Source organism: Neobacillus sp. NRS-1170 (assembly GCF_050468025.1).
This window is the reverse complement of record NZ_JBITPF010000024.1, coordinates 1-24,870: the sequence shown is the minus strand read 5'-3', so window position 1 is coordinate 24,870 and position 24,870 is coordinate 1. Positions and strand designations below refer to the sequence as shown.

The following is a 24,870-nucleotide window of genomic DNA, read 5'->3' as shown; positions in this document are numbered from 1 at the left end:
CTACGTTACCCTTTTCCCTGTTTCTAACCCTTTTCGGTCACGTAGAATTCTTTCATGATCTGTTTTCTTACCGAATTTCGCTAAATAAACTTCCGATTTGTCCACCACTGTAATAAATTAATAACAAATAATAAAATAAAAGAAAAAATAAGCATGACGGCAGCAATGGCCGTGGCTCCCGCGTAATCATATTGTTCCAGCTTCGTCATGATTAACAGCGGGGTTATTTCCGTACGCATCGGCATATTCCCTGCGATAAAAACTACAGAACCGTACTCGCCCAGGGCCCGGGCAAATGCTAATGCGAAACCTGTAAGTGCCGCCGGAAGGAGCTCTGGAAAGAGTACTTTTACAAACGTTTGCAATCTGTTCGCTCCCAAACTTGCAGAGGCCTCTTCGATTTCTTTGTCCAAGTTTTGCAAAACAGGCTGTACTGTGCGAACAACAAAGGGTAACCCGATAAAGGTTAAGGCAATGGTAATTCCTAGTGGTGTGAACGCCACTTTAAATCCTAAAAATTGCCCAATCCAGCCATTTTCCGTGTACAGCGTCGTTAAGGCTATCCCTGCGATCGCCGTCGGCAAGGCGAAGGGCAAATCAACCAGCCCATCAATGATTCGTCCACCTGGAAAGCGATAGCGAACCAACACCCAGGCGATTAACACACCGAATACAACATTGATGACCGCTGCCAGTAAGGAGGCACCAATACTGAGCTGATAGGAAGCCACGACCCTTGGTTCCGAAATTGTCTGCCAAATTTTTGACCATGGAGCATCAGCAGAATTAATGAATATCATCGATACTGGCAGAATGACGAGAAAACTAATGTAAAACATCGTAAATCCCAGAGAAAGACCAAATCCGGGAAGGACATGATTCCTTTTTAAAGAACGAAACATGAGGTTGACCCCTTCCGCTATAAACTTTTTGGGTAAATGAACTATTTCATTTACCCTTTAAGCACTTTTTTCCGATTTTGGGGAAATGAAATGCATTTTCATTTCCCCTGCTAGCACTTTTTTTCCTGTTTAGGGAAATGAAATGCCTCTTCATTTACCCTGCTAGCTCTTTTCTTCCTGTTTGGGGAAATGAAACGCCTCTTCATTTACCCTGCTAGCTCTTTTCTTCCTGTTTGGGGCAATGAAACGCCTCTTCATTTACCCTGCTAGCTCTTTTCTTCCTGTTTGGGGAAATGAAACGCCTCTTCATTTACCCTGCTAGCTCTTTTCTTCCTGTTTGGGGAAATGAACCACATTTTCATTTCCCCTTCTAGCTCTTTTCTCCCTGTTTGGGGAAATGAAACGCCTCTTCATTTACCCTACTAGCTCATTTCTCCCTGTTAGGGGAAATGAACGGACTCATCTTTCTATAAACTCTTACATTAGGCCCCAAAAATTATTTCGGTTGATAAATTTGATCAAACGTCCCGCCATCATTAAAGTGCGTTTCCTGCGCTTTCTTCCAGCCTCCAAAATAGTCATCAATCGTTACAAGATTGATTTTTGGAAACACATCAGCATACTTAGCGAGAATTTCTTGATTGCGCGGACGATAATAATTTTTGGCAACAATCTCCTGTCCCTTATCGGTGTATAAAAATTTCAAATAAGCCTCTGCAGCTTCTCTTGTTCCCTTTTTATCTACCACTTTATCGACTACGGCAACAGGCGGTTCTGCGAGTATGCTTAGAGAAGGAACCACTATCTCAAACTTGTCTTTGCCTAACTCATTTAGCGTCAAGAATGCCTCATTCTCCCAAGCTATTAAAACGTCACCAATACCGCGCTCAACAAATGTCGTCGTTGCTCCACGTGCGCCAGAATCCAGCACTTCAACATTTTTATATAATTGGCTCATGAAGTTTTTGATTTTTGCTTCATTACCGCCGAATTTTTCCTGTGCATAAGCCCAAGCAGCTAAATAATTCCATCTCGCTCCACCTGAAGTCTTCGGGTTCGGTGTGATGACGGAAACGCCTTTTTTCGTTAAATCATCCCAATCCTTAATCCCTTTTGGATTTCCTTTTCTAACAAGAAAAACAATCGTGGATGTGTAAGGTGTGGAATTATCGTCCAGTTTCTTTTGCCAATCCTTCGATAATAAGCCTGCTGTGTTAGCAATTTCATCGATATCATAAGCTAAGGCTAGCGTGACAACATCGGCTTCAAGGCCGTCAATGACAGCGCGCCCCTGTTTCCCTGAACCGCCATGGGATTGTTGAATCGTAACCTTTTGGCCGGTTTTCTTCTCCCAATCCTTCGCGAATTCCGCATTAACCTCTTCGTAAAGCTCTCGAGTTGGGTCATAAGAAACATTTAATAATTCAATCGGCTCTTTCTTTTTAGCGGCAGCCTCTGTATTCTTGGCAGGCTGACTGCCCGCCTCATTACTGCTGCATCCTGCAAGAACAAGAGCAAAAAGCATGAGAAAGAATGATAATTTGTAAGCAATTTTTCGACTTAATAACATTGTTATTCCCCCTTTTTTCTAATAAAAAAGGCTGCCTACTTTAGCTCAATGCGTAAAAAAAGATTGCCTTTTACCAGGCAGAAAACTCTCATAGCATTGTCTAAAAATAAGCAGCCTTCAGTACGACTGATCGGCAACTTTGATTGTAAAAATATGGTTTACATAGTGTAGTCACTTTTGGTTCTTTACACCCGCACTTTTAGAGGCAAAGCGCGTTTTTTCTGTTTTATCTATTTGTGTGATATTACCGTCATGGACGGTTATGATTACAGAACCATACTCCATATTTTTTAAAGTTGATAAAATAAAATTGGCTTTCGCTTGATCCACAATTGCCATTTAATCATCCTCCTCTTAAACTACATATTTCATATAAGTTTACTTGGTTTTAACTAAATAAAAATCCCTTTTAACTGACAACAATGTGGACTCCCCTTACTAATCGGGTAAATCATGATCAGCCACTCTCCCTTCTGAACAAAAAAAGGCCTACACCCAGCAAGTGAGTATAAGCCTTTGGTTATCCAATCAGCTTAATATTAAATTATCTTTCAAACTTTTAAATTATTACCATTTTATTCTGACTTTTCCGACCTGTCAAGTGTGTTTTCGAAAATTCTCTTATTCTTTAAAAGCTAACCGGAATGCCTTTACCACGATCCCATCATCTGCTGGCACAAAGTCCAATTGGGGCACCCGCTCAAAGCCAAGGCGCTCATACAATCTCATCGCGCCATCCATAAATTCTCCCGTATGAAGTCCGATTGCTTTATGTCCCTTTGCCTTCGACCGACCAATGCATTCATGAATCAAAGCTGAAGCTATCCCTTTGCCTCTTGCTTGTGGGGTAACCGCAAGCATACGGATTTCGGGATAATCCAGTTTTTCCACAAAGCCGTCATAGGCATCCGTTTTGGCTGGAAACAAAACGACACTCCCCAGTATGGCTCCATCTGCAACTGCCACAATCCGCTCGACATCTGGGTTATTATCACTTTCTGATAAAATGCCTCGCTTCAATGCCTGCCAATGCCCATCGGGAATTTTTTTTGCATGTTCTTCGTAGGATATAACTCGCTGCTCCCGAATATACGGTATTTCCTCATCTTTAGCATCACGTATGATCATTTTTATGCCCGCCTCTCAATGGATTAAAAACTTTTCCGTTTTAGTACTTAACACTTCACGATTATGCTGCGAATGCAAACCTGACAAGTCCGGACCCTTCGGCAATATATGAAAGCTTTTTTGATCATCGCTAGCAATATGGTTGGATAAATGATAATGCACTTTAATAGCATGAAAATCAGTCGTATCCCCAAAGCCGGGTGTTTGATAGAGATCACGCAAATAGCCCCATAGATTGGAAAAATCAACAATCCGATTGCGGTTTGTCTTGAAAGCCGAGTAATAGGCGGCATCGAAACGGACTAATGTGGCATATAGCCGGACATCTGAATCGGTAATATATTCTCCAAATAAGAAGCGGCGTGTGGAGAGACGCTCTTCCAATTCATCTAATCTGGCAAATAAGGTATCATATGCTGCTTCATAGGCTTCTTGAGACTGGGCAAAACCACATTTATAAACACCATTGTTGACATCATGGAAAATGATATCATTTAAAGCATCTATCTCCCCACGCAAGTGTTCCGGATACAAAATGGGAGCATTTTCTTTATGTAACGAGGCCCACACGGTTTCCAGATAATTTGTTAGTTTAAAATAATCATTGTTTACTACTTTTTGTTCCTTTACATCCACCATCACAGGAACAGTTGGGCGGCCAGAGTAATCGGGTGCTGTTTTCTGATAAATTTCACTCATGTATCTGATTCCGAGTACCGGGTCAACTCCGCCTTCATCAAGTGCAAATTCCCAGTCCACATGAGGGAGTTTCGGACGCATCGGGCTGGCGGTTCCTAAACTGATGGCTTCTTCCAGGCCAAGGATGCTGCGAACGATTACCGATCGATGCGCCCAAGGACAGACAGCCGACCATAAAAGCCTATATCTTTCCGCCTCAACAGGCAGCTCCCCTTCTTTTGTACCAAACGGTGTTGTAAATCTATTTTTCTGGCGATTAAATGAACCATCCGAGTTGATTTCTTTTATTCCTTTTGACATAAAAATACCCTCTTTAAACTTGATTAATCATTTCAGTAAAATACAAGTTTTTCAATCGATTTTATCCATTTTAGTATTTTTTAGTTTTATTAGTCAATTAATATCGCTGACTATATGTAATATTCAGTTAAATATCCATAAATGATTTCTTCTTGGTACGAAAGTTGAAAAATTAATCCTATTTACTTAATTACTATTAATCTAAAAGTAGTTAAAATGTAAAAAAGTCCTTTATTTTCGTTCTAGGAGAGTAGGTATATTGCATGTCCATAGGAAAAGTGATTTATTATCATCGCAGAAAGCAAAATAAGACGCAGGAACAGCTATGCCATGGCATTTGCTCGATTACACACTTAAGCAAAATAGAAAATAATACGAAAGACGCCAATCCCAAAACACTGAAGCTGTTATGTGAAAGATTGCAGATTTCTATAGAGGAAGAAAACAAAAAGACCGAATTAATCAGGCAGGAGCTGGATTTATTTTACGAGACAATTGAACGGATGCACCAGGAAAAGGCTGCTGCAATCTATAAAGAATTGCAGAGGGACAAGGAATACATCTATTGTACGGACATGCTTTATTTATATGAGCTATATAAGCTCCGCTATTACCTCCTTTTGGAGGATCTTGAAGCTTTTGAAAAATCTTCACTAGGCATTCATCGGTACATCTCGAAGTTTTCTCCCTTTGAGACTTTTGTATGGGACCTTCTTCAGGGAATCTATTATGGGAAAAAAGAACAATTCCCGAAAGCTCTCCTCTTCCTGTCCCGCGCGGAGGAACAGTCAGAGCAATATCAGTCAAAAATTACAGAGTATTATTATTTTCGGTCAGCCTTGGAAGGCCATTTATGCCACTATTCTTTATCCATTCATTATGCCTATAAGGCATTACGTGTGTTTCAAAATACAAATAACTTTTTGCGAATTGTCTATGTGAAAATGATTCTTGCGGTTAATTTTATTTATATTGGGGAATTTGATAAAGCCAAAGAAATGCTTCTTCATATTTTAAATGATGCAGAAATGCTTCAGGATACAGAGACGCGGTCCCTTTCCCTGCATAATCTCGGTTTTTTGCATTATAGACAAGGAAAGATTGAAGAATCGGTGAACTATTATTTGCTGGCCCTTCAACTAAGAGATAAAAACACTCTTAATTATTACATAACGATATCCAGTCTGGCCGAGGCCCTGATCTCCGATTCACAATATGAAAAGGCAGCGGGTATCTTAAAAGAAGCACTAGATTCCTTTCAGGATCAAAAGTCACCTCGTTTTATAGAATTGAAAATCCTTTATCAAGAAGCAGTCGGCCCGAAAAAAACACTCATTCAATATCTAATTAATCATGGATTATCCATCATCGAAAATCATATGTCTGCCGATAGAGGAAGCAAATATCTTCAGATGATGGCGGCCTATTATGAGGAAAATCAGGACTTCCGTTCTGCCAACCATTATCTTCGGATTGCCAACCAGCATCTTAAGAATCGGCTTTTCAATATAGGGTCGCCCGTTGAACTTAAGAAAGCGAATATAATCGAGGAAAACGATCGTTAACTTAATAGATTGACAAAGGATAATTGCCCGCAGCAATTGTCCTTTTTTGTCAGCTAATTAGAATTGTCCCAAGTAAACAAGATGATAAGGCTTCGTTATTTTGCACAAAGGACCCCTGCTTCTCAAAAAAACCCTCCATCATCCACCACCTAAAAGTTAGAATTGTCCCAATTAACAGTCTACTTATTTCACTCTATAATTTTTTAATAGAGAGATTGCAAGATAAATTTTTTACAGAATAGGAGAATGAAAAATGGAAAAGCCTAGATTCAAGAAGTATTTTGCGGCGATGATGACTACCGCTCTACTTACCGTACCCACCCTTCAAGCGTTTGCTGATGACTCTAGCAAAAATTTAGTAAAACCAGCAGACGGCATATCAGAAGTTCTACAGGGTATAAACGCAAAAGCAAGTACAGGAAAGCATGTTATCACGCTTATTACGGGGGATGTTGTCACTGTAACAGAGTTAGCCGATGGGCAAAGTGTCATTAGCGTAGAACCCGCTGATAATGCTGGGGGCGGGGCACGAATTATGACAATCAACAAGGATACCTATGTCATACCTGACCAAGCAATGTCTTATTTAGCCTCCGGCTTCTTGGATAAGGATTTATTCAATATCTCCACGCTCATTGCTGATGGATATGATGATGCCTCTCAAAATACTTTGCCTGTCATCGTTCAATATTCTGAGTCTAAAACTCGTTCTGCTGTGCCTAAACCTACACCAAAAGGAGCCAAGCAAACCCATGTGCTAGAAAGCATTAATGGTGTGGCACTTTCCACTGATAAAAAGCAAACGAAAACGTTCTGGCAAGACATCACTAAAGGAACCCAACCAGCCAAGGCTTCACGAGCAGCGTTAACCCCCGGAATTGAAAAAGTCTGGCTTGATGGCAAAGTAGAAGTCACCCTTGCAGAAAGTGTTCCACAAATTGGCGCACCAACGGCTTGGAATGCCGGCTTTGACGGAAAGGGTGTAAAGGTAGCCGTGCTTGACACCGGAATCGATGCGGAACACCCCGATATTGCTGGTCAATTGGATGCTTCAAAGAGCTTTGTCCCTGGTGAGGACGTAGAAGACCATCACGCTCACGGTACACATGTAGCATCCACTGTACTTGGAACAGGAGCAGCGTCAGCAGGAAAGTATAAAGGTGTAGCTCCAGGATCACGACTTTTGGTAGGTAAGGTGCTTAGTAATGAAGGTTTTGGTCAGGATTCCTGGATTATTGATGGGATGGAATGGGCTGCCCACAATGCCAAAATTGTTAGCATGAGCTTAGGCAGCTCGGAGCCCAGTGACGGAACAGACCCGATGGCAGAAGCAGTGAATAATCTAAGTAAAGATACAGGCGCACTGTTTGTTATTGCTGCAGGCAACACGGGAACTGAAAGCATTGGTTCACCAGGCGCTGCAGATTCAGCCCTTACAGTTGGTGCTGTTGACAAGTCAGATAACTTGGCTTACTTTTCCTCAAAAGGCCCTCGCTACGGAGATATGGGGTTAAAGCCGGATCTTACTGCTCCTGGTGTAGATATTACTGCGGCCCGCTCTCAATTTGCAACTTTGGGCAGCGGCTCTTATCTCAAGATGAGTGGCACGTCGATGGCAACACCTCATGTTGCTGGAGCGGCAGCCATTCTCGCACAGCGCCATCCTGATTGGACAGGGGCGCAACTGAAGGATGCGCTGATGAGTACAACCAAGAAACTGGACAACATTAAGCCATATGAGGGCGGAACCGGCCGACTTGACATAGCGGCCGCAACATTGGGAACTGTACGTGCGACAGGATCCATCGACTTTGGCTTTTTTGACTGGCCGCATGAGGGAGATGCTCCGGTTGAGAAAAAAGTTACGTACACGAACGACAGCGACCAGCCAATAACACTGGATCTTTCTGTAAAGGTTACAGATAACAGGGTGGCAGATGCGCCTGCTGGGATGATAAAAATTTCAACAAACCAAATAACTGTCCCTGCAAAAGGTACTGCTGATGTTTCCGTAAAACTTGACCCACAGCTTGGAGCTCTCGGTGCCCGTTATCAAGGACAGCTTACCGCCTCAGCTGATGGTCAAACAGTGGTCCATACAGCACTGGGTATGATCAAAGAAGAGGAAAGATATCCGCTAACTTTAAAAGCAATCGATCGTGACGGGTCTCCTACTCTAACGTACATCAATCTCCTTGGTCCGGATGGAGTTCCACAGTTTATGGCCGTTGACGGTACGAAGGAATTACGACTGCCGCCTGGAACTTATTCTGTGATGTCAATGATGGATGTTGACGTGAATACAGATCATTCTGGTGTCGCACTTGTCGGTAACCCTGAAATCAACCTAAATGGACCGCAAACAGTTGAACTGGATGCCCGTAAAGCGAACGAAATAACCGCTAATGTCCCAAAAGAGACCGAAGCGAGTTTTAGAAAAATGGAATATCACCGTACGATTGATGGAAATATCGTCGAGGACATTTACGTTCTGCCGGTTTGGAAGGATCATATGTACGCACAACCAACTAATCCAGTAAAAAATGGTGATTTCGCCATGAACACACGCTGGCGTCTTACAGAGCCTGTATTAATGATCAACTTCAACGGCCAAGAATTAGATGATATCCCTCAAGCGGGAAGTACGCTTCTAAAAGGGAAATACAATTTGGATACCGTTTATGCGGGCAAGGGTGCTGCATCAGACTATAATGGATTGAATGTGAAGGACAAGGCCGTTATCGTGGAACGCAGTGATGAAGTATCCGGTTCAGAGAGGGCTGCGGCAGCCTATAAGGCCGGGGCTAAACTCTTGATTACTGTAAATGATGGACCGAAAGAACTGAGCGAATTTGTTGGAATTGAAAATGAAGATTTCTCACTTTCAGATAGTCCAATTGCAGTAGCTGCTATTAGTGGAACAGAGGGTAAAAGTCTCATTAAGGCTGCCCTTTCTGGAAAATTAAAATTGAAAGCCGACGGTAATCCTGATAGTGCATACATTTATGATCTTGTCGATAACCATCATAATGCTATACCAAAGGATTTAACCTATTCACCTAAAACAAAAGATCTTGTAAAAATTAATACTCAGTATAGATCAGACCGCACGGCTCCAGGTGCTGAGTTCCGCTGGGATCTCCCGGCATACCGCCCAATTGGAGTAGGCTTCCCTATGAGTCTATCCCTGCCAGCTGTCCGAACAGAATGGGTATCTGCCCAAGAGGGCACATCCTGGTATCATCAGGCTAGTGTGCTTGACGGCCAATGGGAAGTACGTCAGCCTTTAGCCAAATACACGCCAGGGCAGCAGTTAGAGGAAGAATGGTTTGCTCCAGTAGTCCGCCCTCGCTTTGGTGATGGCTTCTGGGTACCTTACCGTTCAGGGAACAGCCTGATTATCTATGTTCCTGCATGGGCTGATTCTGGCTTAGGAAGCACAGGTGCAGAAATGACTTACCCTGGTCAGCAAACACTAAAGCTTTATCAAGGCTCCAACCTCGTGAAGGAGGGTAAAGGACAAGCAATCTATTCTTTTGCAAACTATCCTGTTGAAAATACCCAATATCGAATAGTCAGTGATGCCTCCCGTGATGAGGAGCGCTGGCATACATCCGTTCGAACACATACAGAGTGGACGTTCTGGTCTAAACAGCAAGAGGAATTTAAATCAGATTTACCGATGCTTTCGCTTGATTACAAAGTGGATACCGACATGAACGGAGACGCCATTGCCGGTCATTCGACCAAAATTGGTTTGTCGGCGATCCAAATTTCCGGCGCCCCAGGAAATGGTAAAATCGATGGAGCATCCCTTGAGGTTTCATTTGACGAGGGAAAATCCTGGGAAAATGTTGGATTAATTGCTGAAGGGAAGGGCTGGACAGCCACGATCCAACATCCAAATAAACCGGGAGGCTTTGTCTCTCTTCGAGCCAGTGCCTGGGATGATGCCGGAAATAGTATTAAACAAGAGATAATAAAGGCATACGGATTAAAATAGTGGAGATTTAAAAAATTGAATTTCGAATCCTTGAAAAAAAGTAAGCTTCCATTGGGAGCTTACTTTTTTAATGTATTTTTCGTAAATCGATGCTTCTTGTCACTTTTCTGCGAAATAAAACACAAGAAACGTCTGCTGGATAAGCAAACGTTTCTGAGGAGGTAAAAATTTTTATATAGATTGGCTTTGGTGTAATAATATCCTATGTACAAGATAGGAAAAGTGAATAGACAAGTGCTGAGCCTGATAAAAAAATTTCAACAAAAAAAGCCATTACAGGCTTTTTTTGTTGATGAAATATTGTTTTCTTAGAAACAGATAACTGCTCCTACGATGATTAACAAAATAAACAATACAACGATTAAAGCAAAGCCGCCGCCGTAACCGAAACCGCCATAGCCACAACAACCACCAAATCCACCATAACCGAACATATTATAGACCTCCTTTAGACTTATTCCCTACAATTTATGTAAAGAAACTAAGATGGGGAAGGGCTCTTTCCCTAGAAATTTCATGGAAAAAATACAGCACCCATTTTGTACGGAAAAGTTTACTTCTCTTCAAAACAAAAAAGCCCCGTTTTAGGGACTTCTTTTGAATAAAATTTCGAATCTTCTCCCGCGATTAGTACCTTTCAAGTAATTCGATGATTACTTTGTATGCAGCGATCGTATCCATATAAGCGTATCTGCCTTTGCCGTTCCAAAAATTCCCCCTTTGGATAACTGGATAGCCAAGATTCTCTAGCAATTTCACTTTTTCATCCATATCATGTACGACGAATGAAATATGGTGGACACCTTCTCCTTGAGTTTCGAGATGCTTTTTCCACGTGCTTGTCGAATCACCTGGCTCAATTAATTCCAGTTGAAGTAAAGGCGTGTTAATAAACATATATTTCGACTTTGCATCGGTTGGCTGACCTTCAAAAATAACCTGAGTAAGCTCGCTTGGACCTGAATGAATAACCGGTGGTTTTTCTACTCCCAATAATCTGCAGTACGCTTCGGCAGTTGCATCCAGATCTTTTACAACAATCGCAAGCTGCTCGACTTTATTGGTTCCTAATAATGGAGTGAAGACATCTGTGGTCGGAGCAGTATCCCTCCCGCTTTCTAACAGCTCCATTAAAGTCTTATGACTCTTTAAGGTATCGACATAAACGTATCTGCCATCGCTAGAAGTAAATTCCCCACTTTGAAGCAATGGATATCCGTTTTCCTCAAAAACTGGAAGTCTATCTTTAATAGAATCGACATCAAAGGCGATATGATGAATGCCTTCCCCGACTGTATCCAAATACTCGCGCATGGTGCCGGGCTCCTGGTTCGGTTCAATCAATTCAATCTGCACAGTCGAAGTGTTCATGAACACCAGCTTACTGCGGGAATCCGTTGGCTGCCCGCGAAAGACCACTTTAGAAACTTCCCGGTCGCCAGTTAAAAACCAATTCGGTTTCGGAATGCCCAAAAGTTTGGCAAAAGCCTCCGATGCCTGCTCAATATCACGCACAACAAATGCAACTTGATTAATGACATTATTGCCGGCCAGCGGCTTTTTTTCCGTCAATGATTCGGTCATCTTGATTCACCTCAATTTTTATAGCTAATTTTGCAAAATTCTCTTGCGACAGACAACTTTTCCTCCGCCAAAATAAGGGCGGTGACAGTCACCCCCCTACCCAAGACCGCGAACAGCCAGCCCTCCATCACTCGAAATTACTTCACCTGTAATCGCACGTGCCTGATCAGAGGCGAGAAGGAGATAAGCTCCAACATGGTCTTCCGATTTCATGGCAATTTGCAGAGGGTTCCGTTTTTTAATGCTTTTCTCTTTCGTTTCGTTATCGACGATTTTGACAAAAGGCTGTAGAGGCGGGATAACATGCAAGGCAGTTAATGTTCCTCCAGGCGCTACTGCATTGACACGGATATCCGGTGCCAGTTCAAATGCCAATTGGCGCATCAAGCCAATTTGCGCATGCTTGCTTGCCGTATACCAAACCCCGCCGCCATCCGGATAGAACCCTGCGCCGGAAACAGTGAAAATCATATTCCCGGACGTCTTCTTCAGCTCTTCCACTGAAGCTTTTGCTCCATTAAAATATCCCTTCACATTGATATCAAACAGTAGATTGTAAGCAGCAGACATGGCTTCCGGTGATACCGTTTCAAACTTGGCAAATCCATCGAATACTCCGGCATTAGCCACAAAAACATCCAATTTGCCGTAAGATTGGACCGCTGTCTGGACTGCCCGAACATGATCCTCATAGACTGTGACATCGCCTTCAATACATTGAACCTTTTCACCGAAAAGCTGTTTTAGTTCATCCAATCCAGCGGCAGATTTATCAAGGATGGTGACTGTGGCACCTTCCTTCACAAATGTCTCCGTGACAGCCTTGCCAATACCGGAGGCACCTCCGGTCAAATAAATTGATTTTCCGTTAAGCTGAGACATCAGGGTGCTCCTTTCTATTTAAAGCTGCTAATTTTAGAGTTTTGTTATCGAGAGTAAATGCAGCTTATCCGAGAGTAATTGTCTTCTATCCGAGAATAAGTTTTGCTTTCGAGAGTAAAAGCTACTTATCCGAGAGTTAACTCCTTTTATCCGAGAGTAATTGTCTTCTAACCGAGAGTAATCGGCATTTATCCGAGAATAACGACAAATCGCTTTGACGATTAAACAAAAATAGCTAAATTTCTAGTATTTAATGTCGTTTGGTCAACGATGAAAACACGCTTGGACAGCTTCCATTCCCCGTCCACATAAGTGAATTCATCGTGTCGCTCGCCTGAAATTAAGTCGTGGTGAATATCGGTGCTGCGGCTCCGGTAAATCGTCAAATAACTGTTGACGACCGCTTTTTCATTCGGCACATACTCCAGCAGGCGGACATTATTGACAGACCTGCGGGTACGAGATGGGGGAATTTCCGCCCAGGCGTAATCCGTTTTCAAACGATCCACCCGAATTTTCAATAATTCAATATCATCATCAAACGCAAACATATCTAAAGAATAATCGGGACGTTCAATCCCTTCCTTGTTGACCCTGACTGGCATTTGATACGAAATATCAGGGTGCAGCAGGCTGAACCAGCCATCAAAATCAATATCATCGAGAAGCTTCGCTTCCGTATACAGCCACTGTTCAAATTCATAGGTTGCCAGCATCTTTTCCAAACTCATCTTGATCCCTCCAATCTTTTTATGCAGACCCACCCCCGCTTTAAGATGTCATAAGATCGAGCCAGTAACGATAAAAGTTTCGTTGATTTGCCTCTGTGAACTTATCATCAAACACCACGCCAGGACCGACGAAATCTTCTACAGGATTGCGGTGTAAGCCCATCGTATAATTAAAGGTCAGCTGCTTCACTAATGGCATCGTTCCTGAGGATGCCGCTGTAATATCCGTGAATACCTCAGTATCATCCTGTTCAAAAATTCCGGACGGGCTGAACGTTAAAATATATGACTCACGGGAACGTCTCTTCCAATCATCCGATGCATTCTTCTCCACTAAAAACCAAGTAATAACCTCCATTTTATCGACGCCGACCGGTCTCCACAGGCGGACCGTCGTATTGGAGATCAATTGGCCTTTTACCTTCGTATGAGAAATTAAGAAAGATAGATTCGGAAAAATATTGCCGATCATATTTTTCAAATTGGACAATACATCAAACTGTTCTTCTGTTAAATTCGCCTTGTATTCATCCATCAGTTCCACTGGAAACGCAAAATCAGGATTAGGGGTGCCTAGATTTAAGCCGTGTCCATTTTCTGTATGGATTTGGTAGCCCTTTTTGGAATACGTAGCACTTGGAACCATTCCTAATTTCACGATCGAACCATGAGTAACCATCGTATGATACGAATCGCCGACAAAATTATCCGCGCCGATTTTCCAATTCGATTGAATTATGAATCGCTGCGGCGGCCCAATGACTTCCATTTCCGCACGGCCCACTAAAATATCGAGATACCACTTAAAATCACCTAAAAACTGTTCCAATGGTTCAGCCGCATCATTCCATGTCCCGAACAACAGGCCCTTATAGGATTCGATTCTGATTTTCATAAGTCCCATTCTTGATTTATCGAAGTCCTCGCCATAAATATCCTTTTGAAGCGGCACACCTATACAATCGCCATTGTTTTTAAAATTAAAGCCGTGATACGGGCAAGTAAACGAAGATTTATTCCCTGCATCCGCCCGGCAAAGCTTCATCCCGCGGTGGGTACACATATTGTAAAGACCACTGATGACACCATCTGCCCCGCGGGTAATAATCACGGAGTAGCCGGCTACGTCCCTGGTAATGAAATCATTTTTGTTGGGAATTTCTGATTCATGACCGATAAACAGCCATGTCTTCAAAAATACTTTTTTATGCTCGAGGTCATAAATCTTCTGGTCTCCTAAAAGAGAGGCAGGGATTGCGCCAATTTCCGGCTGGACGGAGTCTTTTAAGTATTCAATCACATCTTGCTGCGACATTTCTTCAAGATTTATGTTTGTTTTCATCATCACCTATTCCCCCTAAATTCTAAATTTCTGATTTTTACAGGAGAATAATTTCGGGTTCCCCCTGTTTTCTTCCATATTATTAGTGAACATCCCCATCTTCATTCTAGCATTTATCCGACCTTGACCACCGCATCTTTGTTTTTCAAAACAGCCAAAACACTGAGGGCAGCCAGGTAGCTTGTTCTCGGATTATTCGGCATAGGATCATTCTCGACAACCAGAGATAATTTTCCGAACGACCCAGCCGCCTCAATCGAGTGGCTGTTTTTCCGGACAGCTGGATCGGATATAATTTTAACTACCGTTTTATCCGGACCCAGGCCCGCTAACGACAAAATGATTGATACATTAATATTTTTCGGAAACAATTCAATCGCTTCATGAGCTGAGCCCTCGAACATCACTTGTTCGCAGTCGGCAGGAGCACCAGGCAGGGCCGCCGGCGGCTTCCTCGTTACAATCGAAACCGATTCCAGCTCGCCGATGGATTTCGCCGCCTTCAGGATATCCAATCCGCCAATCGCCCCTGATGGCAAATATATTTTCGTGCAGTTTTTTTGGCAAATTTCTTCAAGCTGCCGGTAAAAATCCACATCGGCTAACGCGCCAACACTGCTAAGCACTAAATCCTTGCCGCTTGCAAGAATGTCGGCGCCATAATCCTTCACCACTTGTATTGTCGCCGCTTCGATCACAACGTCAATTTCAGCAGACTGGATCATTGATTGCGGATTTTGAAAACTTTCTGTATCAAACTGTGCCGCAAGCTGCCCTGCCGTTTGTTCGTTTCGAGTATAAAGGCCGACAATTTTACTCCCTGGAAGAAGACCATTGATATTGATGCTTTGAAGAAGGAACTTCCCAATATTTCCTCCGCCAATTAACCCTATTCTCATCTGGTATCCTCCTTATTAGTTAGCCAACCCGTAGGAATCTGCGAAATATTCCAGCCCGCAATGTCTGGTTTCACGGGAAAGCCCGCTTTCTTTTAAACCTGGAAAATCAAGATGAAGATCTTGGAACACGGTATGGTTATTATGGAAAACCGCACCGGCTTCCAAGTGGTCTGCCAATTTGACCGCAAGCGCTTCATCCTCTGTCCAAACAGACGCTCTTAAACCGAACTCGCTGTCATTGGCAAGCTTCACTACTTCGTCAATATCAGAAAACGGCAAAATCGGAATGACCGGACCGAATTGTTCTGCTCGAACGATTTCACTTGTTTGCTCTACACCAGTAATGATGGTCGGCATGATGAAATATCCTTGTTCCCATGATTCCGGATCGAGCTGAATTCCTCCCGTAATGACATTGGCTCCAGATTCAGCTGCCCGCTTAATCAGACCGTTAACATAATCATACTGGGATTTGTTATTTAAAGGACCCATTTCCACATCTGGCTGAATTCCATTTCCAACCCGGATACGGCTGAATTCCTTCGTAAGCTTTTCAACTGTTTCCTTATATCTAGATTCGTGCACATAAATCCTTTTGATTGCTGAACACACCTGCCCTGCCGCACGAAGAACTCCAAAACGCAGACGCTTGATCGCTTCATCATCTAAATTTACATCCGGAAGAAGAATTGCGGCATCGTTCCCACCAAGCTCCATGTACAGTTTCTTTACGGTGCCGCTGGCGGCGCGCATAATTTCCTTCCCCGTTTCCGTGCTGCCCACGAATGCAATCGTGCGAACCCTTGGATCCGAGCAAAGCGCATCCCCAATCACACCTCCTGCGCCTGACACAACATTGATGACCCCATCCGGAAAATAGGAAGCGACGACTTTTAAAAACGTCATGATCGTTAATGGACAACTGGTTGCAGGCTTCACAACGACCGTATTTCCAGTCAGAACAGCCGGGATGACCCGCTTAAAGGTCAGAATCATCGGTGAGTTCCAAGGCGAAATGATCGCGGCAACCCCGCGCGGACGCTTGCGAATTTGCACCTTTTGATTACCGGGCAGGCTTTCAGGCTTCCACCATTCTAGTAATTCCTCTGCCCCTTGCTTCATAATATCTACACATCGAAGAATATCCTTTTTCGCTTCCACCAATACTTTACCATTCTCACGGACTAGCAAACTGACATTCTCTTCAACGATCGCACGAATCTCCTCGGCTGCGAGATGCATCCTGTTTGCTCGGTCCTCGATTTCAGTTTGCGCCCAGCTTTCATAGGCTTTCGCTGCTGCGGCTACTGCCTGGTCCACTTCCGCCTTTGAACATAAAGCCACCTCGCCGGCCACTTCACTCGTATTGGCTGGATTGATGACATTCGCTGTTATTTCCGCTTGAATCCATTTTCCGTCAATCAGATATTTACCAGAAACCGCTGGATATGTTGAAATCACTGTCATTCCTCCTTATAACTTCTTCGGCTTGAAAGCATCAGCTGCACCCGGAGGACCTCCAAATGGTTTCGCCATTGGTCCAACCGCATCCATGTCTACGACAATCATCGTTGGCTTTTTGTTTTCTACGGCCTTCTCAAGCTCTGTGACAAACTCTGCTGGCGATCCGATTCGTGATGCATCAAATCCCATCGATTGACTTAACTGCACAAAGTCAGGGCTCATCAAATCAACAGCTACTTGACGTCCATAAGCGGCACTTTGAATATTTCGAAGCACCCCGTAACCTGCATCATCAAACAGGACAATAATTAATGGCAGTTTTTCTTGAGCGGCGGTTGCCATTTCACCGACATTGACCATAAACCCGCCATCACCTGCCATCAGGACAACCGGGCGATCCTTGAAGCCCATTTGCGCACCAATCGCAGTTGGCAGCCCTTGACCAATTCCGCCGCCAGATGCGTGAATCGATGTCCTAGGTTCATAGATTTCAAATAGTCGGCTGCCCCACACATTCGCTTGAACGGTGACATCGCGGACTAAAATCGTGTTTTGCGGCAGTACTTTTCGCATGCCATCAAGAATTTGTTCATATGGCCCAAGTGTGGCTCTTAGCTGAGTACGCAATTCTTCCCGAACGGACTGTACTTCATCAAGATAAGCAGAATCCGGAACAATAGATGTATTAGATAATTCTTGATTTAACCCTTGTAAGATTTGTTTGGCATCCCCTACTAGCCCGTAGCTTGCCTCGTAGTTTCGATTGATTGCCAGCCAGTCGGCATCAATGGCGATGTGTTCTTTTGGAACAGTAACTTTCCAATTGGAGGTTTCATTCCCTCTAAATCGAACACCTATACTGATCAACAAGTCGGCCTTTTTCAGCAGGTCTTTCGTTAATTCATAAGCGGCAAAGTGACCGATGCACTGAGGATGGTCTTCTGGAATACTTCCTTTTCCAGACTGGCTTGTGATGACAGCCGCTCCAATCTTTTCTGCCAGCTCTTGAACTTCTTTTGATGCACTGGATGTAATCACTCCTCCTCCTGCCCAAATAACCGGACGGCGGGCTTGGGAGATTTTCATTAATGCCTCTTCAGGCAAATATGGAAGGGTTTCATTGGATGGAGCCATTGTTCTGATTTCATCAATCGGATAATTAGGAATAATAGCAGATTGAAAATCAATGGGGATTTCAAGCGTTACAGGTCCTGCCGGATAGGCAAATGCGTCCTGAATCGCCTGCCTGACCACAGCCGCTGCCTGCTCAGGCCTTCTTAAACGGACCGCTTTTTTACTGCACCCTTCCATCATCGACAACTGGTCCTTACATTCATGGATATATCCCCTGCCAGTTCCTAGATAAGATGAAGCCACCTCACCAGTTAGATGAAGAACCGGCACCCCTGCTGCCCATGCCTCAATTAAGGAACCTGCTGCATTCCCGGCACCCGTTCCCGTACTTGTAATCACTACTCCTAATTTCCCTGTCGCTCTAGCATAGCCGTCCGCCATATTGGCCGCGCCGCTCTCACCACGGGAACAGACTAAATGGATGCTTCCTTCGCGAAGGATTGCATCATAGATTGGCATGTTGTGGATACTGACAATGCCGAAAGCCACTTCCACGCCGGCACGAACAAGTTCCTTTACTACTGCATCTGCTGTTGTAAATTCCATTTGCTTTTGTTCACTCATCATCTATTCCTGCCTTTATCCGAAAATTAAAGCGCTTTCCCCAGCGCTCCAGCTGTTTCAATCGTGGAACCTGATACATAACTTGCTTTCTCTGAGGCTAAAAATAAAATCACACTGGCTACTTCCTCTGCTTCTCCTACTCTGCCCAGTGGAATATTTCTCTTTTTCGCGAGGTCTGCATAATAATCTTCCGCTTTTATTTCAGGTGCATTTTTCAATCGGCGCCGCTCCCATTGATCGGTCCGTATCAAACCTAAGCTAACAGAGTTAACTAAAATATTATCGGAAGCAAGCTCTTGGGAAAGGGTCTTACTTAAATTCAGTAGACCTGCTCTTGTAGCTGCTGTAGCAATCATATGTCTTTCCGGCTCCTTGGCTAAGGTAGCATTGATATTAATGATTCTGCCGCCGCCCCGCTCGACCAAATAAGGATGAACCGCCTTCACCGCGTAAATGATGGCAAAGTATTTCAATTGGATTTGCTGCTCCCATTGTTCATCTGTTACATCAAAGAAGTATCCCATGACACTTTGTCCTGCTGCATTCACAAGGATATCAATCCCGCCAAAATGGGCTGCTGTCCCGTTGATAAACTCGTTGACATCCTCTTTACTCGTTACATCGCATGTTGCCGCATAAATGGAATCTATGGAGCCAAATTGCAGGAGATGATCATAGGCTTTTTCCTTCCGCTCAGAGTTTCTGCCGCAGACCGCTACTTTAGCCCCCTCCTGAAGGAACATTTCCGCTGTTTTTAATCCGACTCCAGAGGTTCCTCCCATTATGACAGCTACTTTATCCTTTAATCCTAAATCCATCGTGGCACCCCTCCGTTACACCAATTCTTTTGCATTGACCCATCCTGGATCCGGCTGTCCAGCCATCGCTGCCCGTGTTTCCGGTTTAGGAGGTCCGGCAATTCCCCATTGATCCATCAGATGCGGCACCCGTTTCCAAACACGCGCTACCCATTCGGCCTCATCTTCAACTGTTTCTAAATAACACGTATACTCCATGACAAACTTCGCTGGATCCTGGAAGTAGCAGAAAACATTATTGCCAGGGCCATGGCGCCCAGGACCCCAAATTTCTTGATAGCCTGCTTTTCTTACATTGGCGATTCCTCTCATCACCTCATCGACCGTGTCCACTTCATAAGCGATATGGTTAACAGAAGCGTGCTGGTCCTGATTAAAAGCAATCGAGTGGTGCTTTCGGTTGCAGCGCAGGAACGCCATTTGATGCTCGCTCCAGTCGGTCACCTTAAACCCAAGGACATTTGTATAAAAATCGACAATCATGTCGAGATCTTTCGTATTCATCACTACATGGTTCAATTTAACCGGGTCGACGTTTTTCTTATTCCAAATCGTCGTATGCATTTCCACATAGGCCGATAATTCGATGCATCGATTTTCCGGATCGACAAAGCGCAGGCCGTAGCCTTTTCCTTCTTCATCCAGGTAGCCCGGTTCGGAAACAATTTTGACACCCTTTGAAGCCAGGATTTCCGCTGCCCGGTCGACTGCATTTTTATCAACCATGCCAAACGCGATATGGTGCAAGCCGCTTTTTTCACCGGCTTGGAGACTTAAAATATGATTTTCAGGACCTGCCCCACGGAAGTAAACCGAGTGATCATCCTGAGATACTTTATCCAATCCCCAGATTTTTTCATAAAAATCAGCCTGCTCATTCAGCACCGGGGTAATTAAGCCGATGTGCCTTAAATGTGTAATGCCTAACATCTCGCCACCTCCAAAGTCTTTTGAAAGTCAACAGGGATGATCCCGCCTGTAAGGTAAGTGGACCATCCCTGTCAACGAAGAAATTCCTAGGTAATCAGGGAGTTTGAGTATGGAACCCTGCCTAATCTTATTTTCCGTTAATAATTGCTTCTCTTTCTTTTGCACGGTGGATGCGAAGCTCTTCTAATGCGCTTCCCTTCGGATAGGTAGGAAGGTTCGGCTTCACGGCTCCAAGCATAACAAGCATGAGAGCTTCTTCATCGCTGTCGTTGCGGATTCCTCGGTAAACGCCAGGAGGTGAGCTGATGCAGTCTCTTTCGTTTAAAACGATTTCATGAACTTCCTCTTTACCCTCTTCCTGAATAAGAGCGGTTACAGTTCCTTTTAAGATAAAGAACACTTCTTCTACATCATCATGTAAATGAAGCGGACCTTCACAGCCTGCAGGCAATACCATGGTGCTTAACGTAAAGTGTTCTGCAGCAATCACATTGCTGTCATTGTTAGCGGTTGCACCGCGGCCGATATAGCGCATTTGTGCTCTCTTATATTTTGGGTCGATTTCTTCCTGAAACTTTAAGACGTTCCAATCAAGGCTGCGATCATTTAGTCTCGCCACATATTTTTTCTCAAATGCTTCTACTGAAAATTTTTCTTCAGACATTTTCCAGCACTCCTTTTGTTTGATATGTTTTATATATAAAACAATGTTTTCTTTATAAACCAATAATAAATCCCAATATTATAATTGTCAATTAAAAATATTGAGAAAATTATATTTTTAAAACTATGTTTTGTATACGCAACGTTTTGAACATACTTAAACGGTTACACGATTAGGTGGTACATTTTCAAGTTTGAGCTCTGAAGCTTCTTTCTTTAATGTAAACAGATAGGCAATAAATCCAAGTGAAGCTGCGATAATCAACATGACGATCGAAGGTCCGAAATCCCCTCCAGAAATATCAACCATCCATCCCATGATATAGCTTGAAAACCCGCCAAGAATGTTGGTAAAGCCCATCAACCCAGCAGCACGTCCCGCTGTTTCAGGAGTAGAGAATTTAACAATAAATAAATTACTTAAATGGAATACACCGCCTTGTGCTCCCATCGCTAACCCCATACATACTCCTGCCATAACAGGTTGAGGTGAAAGAATTGCCGCTGTTAAAAATAACGTCGTCAAAAGAAACAGAATAGTCGCAAGTAAACCTGGACGCTTTGTTTTATCCGATAAATACCCACAGATTAAGACGAATCCTAAAGCAAAAAGCCAAGATAAAGAGGTGATTCCTGTCATTGCTTCTCTTGTGAACCCTTTCGCGCCGACTAAATAAGTAGGGAGCCAAATACTAATACCGAAAAATAAAAATGATGCCACTAACATACCAAACCAGACAATCCAATAACGGAAATCCTGTACAAAATTTTGTTTTTTCGTTGATCCTTTGGAATCTGACTGGCGAATATAAGCTAATTCTTCTTTATCTAGTCGTGGATGTTCTTCAGGTGTATCACGAGTAAGGAAAATAAACATTGGAAGTACAATCAAAACATTAAACGCTGCTAAAATGAAAAAAGCAGCTTGCCAATGGAAGGTGGCAATCACAAGTGTCAAAATAATCGCTCCGCATGCAGGTCCTAAATAGTTTCCTGCCAGCCAGGAAGATTGTGCTCTGCCGAGTTCACGCTGATGGAACCAGTTAGAGATAAACTTTCCGCAAATCGGGATCATCATCCCTTCACCGATACCAAGGATGATACGGCTCACGATAAACATCTCATACGAGGTAGATAACCCTCCAATAACCATAGTAATCGCCCAAGCAATCAGACCCAGTATACCTGTCTTTCTTGCTCCAAGCTTATCGATAATAAAGCCCCAAAAAATATTGGATAAGGCATAAGAAATGGTAAAGACAAAAGTAATCATTCCAATTTTGGCATTCTTATCTGCACCTGTTATTCCTAGATCATTTAAGAAGCCTTGATCCGTCTGGATAATAGAAATACCTAATTTATCAATTTGTCCAAAAAACCAAAAGAAGAAGATTGGTAAAGCAATATAAATCCACCTTTTGTTACCTTTTAGCATCAAATAGCCCCCTTTAGTTTTGAATATTCATGAACACGCTTCCAAAAAATTTTATTATTAGTATACAGCATTCCAGCGGACCTAAACGGACGATTAATCCTCCTTTTTTATTATTCGTAGTGATTTTTATGTTTTATATACAAAACATAGTTTCCTACTAAGTTCATTTTAAAATTTTGAGAAAATTGTGTCAACACTAATTGTGAAATTTGTTTTACAATTTAAAAATCGTTTTATATACAAAACATTAAATTAGATTTGAATAATAAAAAAGCCTGCGAAATTTCGCAAGCCTTTTAGTTTATTTTGGCGTGGTAACCCATAAAGCCTGATAGTTGTTCCGAGACTTCAAGCACTTTTGGTAACGCAATTTTTTCAATAAATTCACTATTGAATGTTTTCTCTGTTGCCACGACATTGATCGCAGCCATGACTTGACCTGTGCGTTCAAATATAGGAGCAGCTACCGATTGAATTCCATGGTGAAATTCACCCTTTGTAATCGCATATCCATCTTTCCGAATTGTCGCTAATTCCTGTTGAAATTCCAAGAAATCAGTTTGCGTTCTTTCCGTGTATGGTTGTAAATTAGAGCCAAATACTATTTGGTTTAATCGGTCTTGAGGCTGAAAGGCAAGCTGCACTTTTCCATTAGCAATCGCATGCGCGGGCAGTCTCAGCCCAATATTCACATTCACCGCCGAAACACCTCTCACAGGTGCGCTCCCAACATAGACAACTTCATTACCATCCAAGATCGATAAATGACAAGACGCCCCTGTTTCGTCCCTTAATTTTTCTAAATAGGGCTGAGCAATTTCAGGGAGCTTTAATGTACTTAAATAGGCAAATCCTATTTCCAGCACCTTTGGAGTTAGACTATAGCGTTTAGTATGCTCATCCTGATACAGATATCCTAGTGTTTGGAGTGTATACAATAATCGGAACGGGACCGTCCTGCTGACATCCAGTTCTTTCGCAATTTCAACCAGGGATAAAGTGGGGCGCTCCTCACTAAATAACTTTAAAATTTCCAATCCCCTCACCAAAGCATTGGCATTATAACGTTCCTTTTCTTCTTTTGCCATAAGCGTTTCACCATCTCATTGTTATTAATTACTATTCTACAATTTTACCAGATATTAAGCAAAGCCTCTGGGAACTTTTAGTGGGTCACGACTGAATTTAGGAAATTCAGGATGATTGAATTAAAACGAATGGGATCTTCTTGATAACACAAATGACCGGTCCCAGGTATGGTAACGAATTTTGAATCCTTTATGGACTCGTGAAAAATCTGGGACTCACTTATGGGTGTTACTCGATCTAATTCACCGCAAATAACAAGAGTTGGAGCAGAGATAGAAGCTAGAATATCCATTTGATTCAAATGAAATAGAGAATACGCAACAGAGCGGAATCCCATTGGCCTTATTTGCGAATAGATTCTTTCTGCTTCTTTCTTAATTTCAGGATCCGGGTTTGGGGAAAGAAGTTCCTTTACTCTTAGTGCTGCAAGTTCTTTCGGTTCCATTAATTCAATGTTATTCAATCGATTTTTCAATTTCCGGTCATTATCTTCTTCACTCAAGGCAGCTGCCCCTCTTGTCGCATCAGAAATAATTAATGCATCCACCATTTCCGGAAAGCGGTAACAAAAATCAAGAGCAACGGCCGAGCCCATAGAATGTCCCAGCAGCGTAACAGATTCATAGTTTAAATTTTCGATAAATCCTTTCAAAACATCAGCAAATTGCCTAAATTCCCTTAATTCTTCTTTTGGATCAGAACTCCTTCCATAACCAGGGGCATCCCACGCAATCACCGTATATTGCTTCGATAAGCCCTTTAATTGTTTTTTCCACGATTGAGAATTGTTTCCCATTCCATGTAAAATAATTAATGGGGCTCCCTCGCCTTCGATTTCATAATGAATTTGTAAATCTCCTACTTGTAAAAAAGCCATATTCTCCCTCCTTGTGTTTTATAAGTGAAACATTGTTTTATATTTTACATATTAAAACAATTACAAGATAAGTCAACAGAATCTTTAGAAAGTTAACAGATTTTCCGTAAAATGTTCTCAAAAATAAACGGCTTTGTTAAACTTAGCTGTTGATTTGCGCTCCAGGCGCGAGCGGTTCGCGGGCGTGCCTGGAAGCCTCCTCGGCGCTTTGGCGCCTGCGGGGTCTCCCCTGCCCCGTACTCCCGCAGGAGTCCTCGCGCTTTCTGCTCCAATCAACAGTGGTAAAAATCA

General features: G+C 43.0%; 21 protein-coding genes. 2 read left to right on the top strand and 19 right to left on the bottom strand.

Annotated features, from left to right (window positions below; translation table 11 throughout):
- Positions 1-80 precede the first annotated feature (80 nt).
- The 5 genes from cysT to ACIFOT_RS09840 all read right to left on the bottom strand — a co-directional run bounded on the left by cysT (position 81) and on the right by ACIFOT_RS09840 (position 4,599).
- Positions 81-902: a sulfate ABC transporter permease subunit CysT gene (gene cysT, locus ACIFOT_RS09860; RefSeq protein WP_430064218.1), complete on the bottom strand. Its 822-nt coding sequence runs from the start codon at positions 900-902 to the stop codon at positions 81-83.
- A gap of 496 nt (positions 903-1,398) precedes the next feature.
- A complete protein-coding gene (locus ACIFOT_RS09855; RefSeq protein ID WP_430064217.1) occupies positions 1,399-2,472 on the bottom strand; it encodes a sulfate ABC transporter substrate-binding protein in 1,074 nt (357 codons plus the stop codon).
- Positions 2,473-2,643: 171 nt separating this feature from the next.
- Positions 2,644-2,811, bottom strand: coding sequence for a YezD family protein (locus ACIFOT_RS09850; protein ID WP_289987812.1), 168 nt, complete (start codon positions 2,809-2,811; stop codon positions 2,644-2,646).
- A gap of 282 nt (positions 2,812-3,093) precedes the next feature.
- Complete coding sequence (locus ACIFOT_RS09845) at positions 3,094-3,600, bottom strand: GNAT family N-acetyltransferase (RefSeq protein WP_430064216.1); 507 nt, start codon at positions 3,598-3,600, stop codon at positions 3,094-3,096.
- Positions 3,601-3,615: 15 nt separating this feature from the next.
- Positions 3,616-4,599 carry a glutathione S-transferase family protein gene (locus ACIFOT_RS09840; RefSeq protein WP_430064214.1) on the bottom strand — a complete coding sequence of 328 codons (984 nt, stop codon included), beginning with the start codon at positions 4,597-4,599 and terminating at the stop codon, positions 3,616-3,618.
- A gap of 263 nt (positions 4,600-4,862) precedes the next feature.
- On the opposite strand from ACIFOT_RS09840, the gene ACIFOT_RS09835 reads away from it, so the two are divergent.
- Positions 4,863-6,164, top strand: a complete 1,302-nt coding sequence (locus ACIFOT_RS09835) for a helix-turn-helix domain-containing protein (RefSeq protein WP_430064212.1) — start codon at positions 4,863-4,865, stop codon at positions 6,162-6,164.
- Between the two features lie 253 nt (positions 6,165-6,417).
- Positions 6,418-10,167: a S8 family serine peptidase gene (locus ACIFOT_RS09830; protein ID WP_430064211.1), complete on the top strand. Its 3,750-nt coding sequence runs from the start codon at positions 6,418-6,420 to the stop codon at positions 10,165-10,167.
- 308 nt (positions 10,168-10,475) lie between these two features.
- Here the strand turns inward: ACIFOT_RS09830 and ACIFOT_RS09825 are convergent, their stop codons facing one another.
- The 14 genes from ACIFOT_RS09825 to ACIFOT_RS09760 form a co-directional block, all read right to left on the bottom strand.
- Complete coding sequence (locus ACIFOT_RS09825; protein WP_430064209.1) at positions 10,476-10,601, bottom strand: YjcZ family sporulation protein; 126 nt, start codon at positions 10,599-10,601, stop codon at positions 10,476-10,478.
- Positions 10,602-10,794: 193 nt separating this feature from the next.
- On the bottom strand, positions 10,795-11,751 hold the full coding sequence (locus ACIFOT_RS09820) for a VOC family protein (protein ID WP_430064207.1): 957 nt from the start codon (positions 11,749-11,751) through the stop codon (positions 10,795-10,797).
- A gap of 96 nt (positions 11,752-11,847) precedes the next feature.
- Positions 11,848-12,633, bottom strand: coding sequence for an SDR family NAD(P)-dependent oxidoreductase (locus tag ACIFOT_RS09815; protein ID WP_430064205.1), 786 nt, complete (start codon positions 12,631-12,633; stop codon positions 11,848-11,850).
- A 221-nt stretch (positions 12,634-12,854) separates the two neighbouring features.
- Entirely contained in the window at positions 12,855-13,364 is a 510-nt protein-coding gene (locus tag ACIFOT_RS09810; protein ID WP_430064203.1) for an aromatic-ring-hydroxylating dioxygenase subunit beta, read from the bottom strand.
- A gap of 40 nt (positions 13,365-13,404) precedes the next feature.
- Positions 13,405-14,709, bottom strand: coding sequence for an aromatic ring-hydroxylating dioxygenase subunit alpha (locus tag ACIFOT_RS09805; RefSeq protein WP_430064201.1), 1,305 nt, complete (start codon positions 14,707-14,709; stop codon positions 13,405-13,407).
- 110 nt (positions 14,710-14,819) lie between these two features.
- A complete protein-coding gene (nadX, locus tag ACIFOT_RS09800; protein WP_430064200.1) occupies positions 14,820-15,605 on the bottom strand; it encodes an aspartate dehydrogenase in 786 nt (261 codons plus the stop codon).
- 15 nt (positions 15,606-15,620) lie between these two features.
- A complete protein-coding gene (locus tag ACIFOT_RS09795; protein ID WP_430064199.1) occupies positions 15,621-17,072 on the bottom strand; it encodes an aldehyde dehydrogenase family protein in 1,452 nt (483 codons plus the stop codon).
- A 6-nt stretch (positions 17,073-17,078) separates the two neighbouring features.
- Entirely contained in the window at positions 17,079-18,767 is a 1,689-nt protein-coding gene (locus tag ACIFOT_RS09790) for a thiamine pyrophosphate-binding protein (RefSeq protein WP_430064356.1), read from the bottom strand.
- Positions 18,768-18,793: 26 nt separating this feature from the next.
- Positions 18,794-19,585, bottom strand: coding sequence for an SDR family oxidoreductase (locus ACIFOT_RS09785; RefSeq protein ID WP_430064197.1), 792 nt, complete (start codon positions 19,583-19,585; stop codon positions 18,794-18,796).
- 15 nt (positions 19,586-19,600) lie between these two features.
- Entirely contained in the window at positions 19,601-20,515 is a 915-nt protein-coding gene (locus ACIFOT_RS09780; RefSeq protein WP_430064195.1) for a VOC family protein, read from the bottom strand.
- 127 nt (positions 20,516-20,642) lie between these two features.
- Positions 20,643-21,179 carry a cupin domain-containing protein gene (locus ACIFOT_RS09775; protein ID WP_430064193.1) on the bottom strand — a complete coding sequence of 179 codons (537 nt, stop codon included), beginning with the start codon at positions 21,177-21,179 and terminating at the stop codon, positions 20,643-20,645.
- A 156-nt stretch (positions 21,180-21,335) separates the two neighbouring features.
- Positions 21,336-22,613, bottom strand: a complete 1,278-nt coding sequence (locus ACIFOT_RS09770; protein WP_430064191.1) for an MFS transporter — start codon at positions 22,611-22,613, stop codon at positions 21,336-21,338.
- A 296-nt stretch (positions 22,614-22,909) separates the two neighbouring features.
- The gene (locus ACIFOT_RS09765) at positions 22,910-23,701 is read right to left on the bottom strand and encodes an IclR family transcriptional regulator (RefSeq protein WP_430064190.1); all 792 of its coding nucleotides are present in this window, start codon (positions 23,699-23,701) and stop codon (positions 22,910-22,912) included.
- Between the two features lie 77 nt (positions 23,702-23,778).
- On the bottom strand, positions 23,779-24,579 hold the full coding sequence (locus ACIFOT_RS09760) for an alpha/beta fold hydrolase (RefSeq protein WP_430064188.1): 801 nt from the start codon (positions 24,577-24,579) through the stop codon (positions 23,779-23,781).
- Positions 24,580-24,870 lie beyond the last annotated feature (291 nt).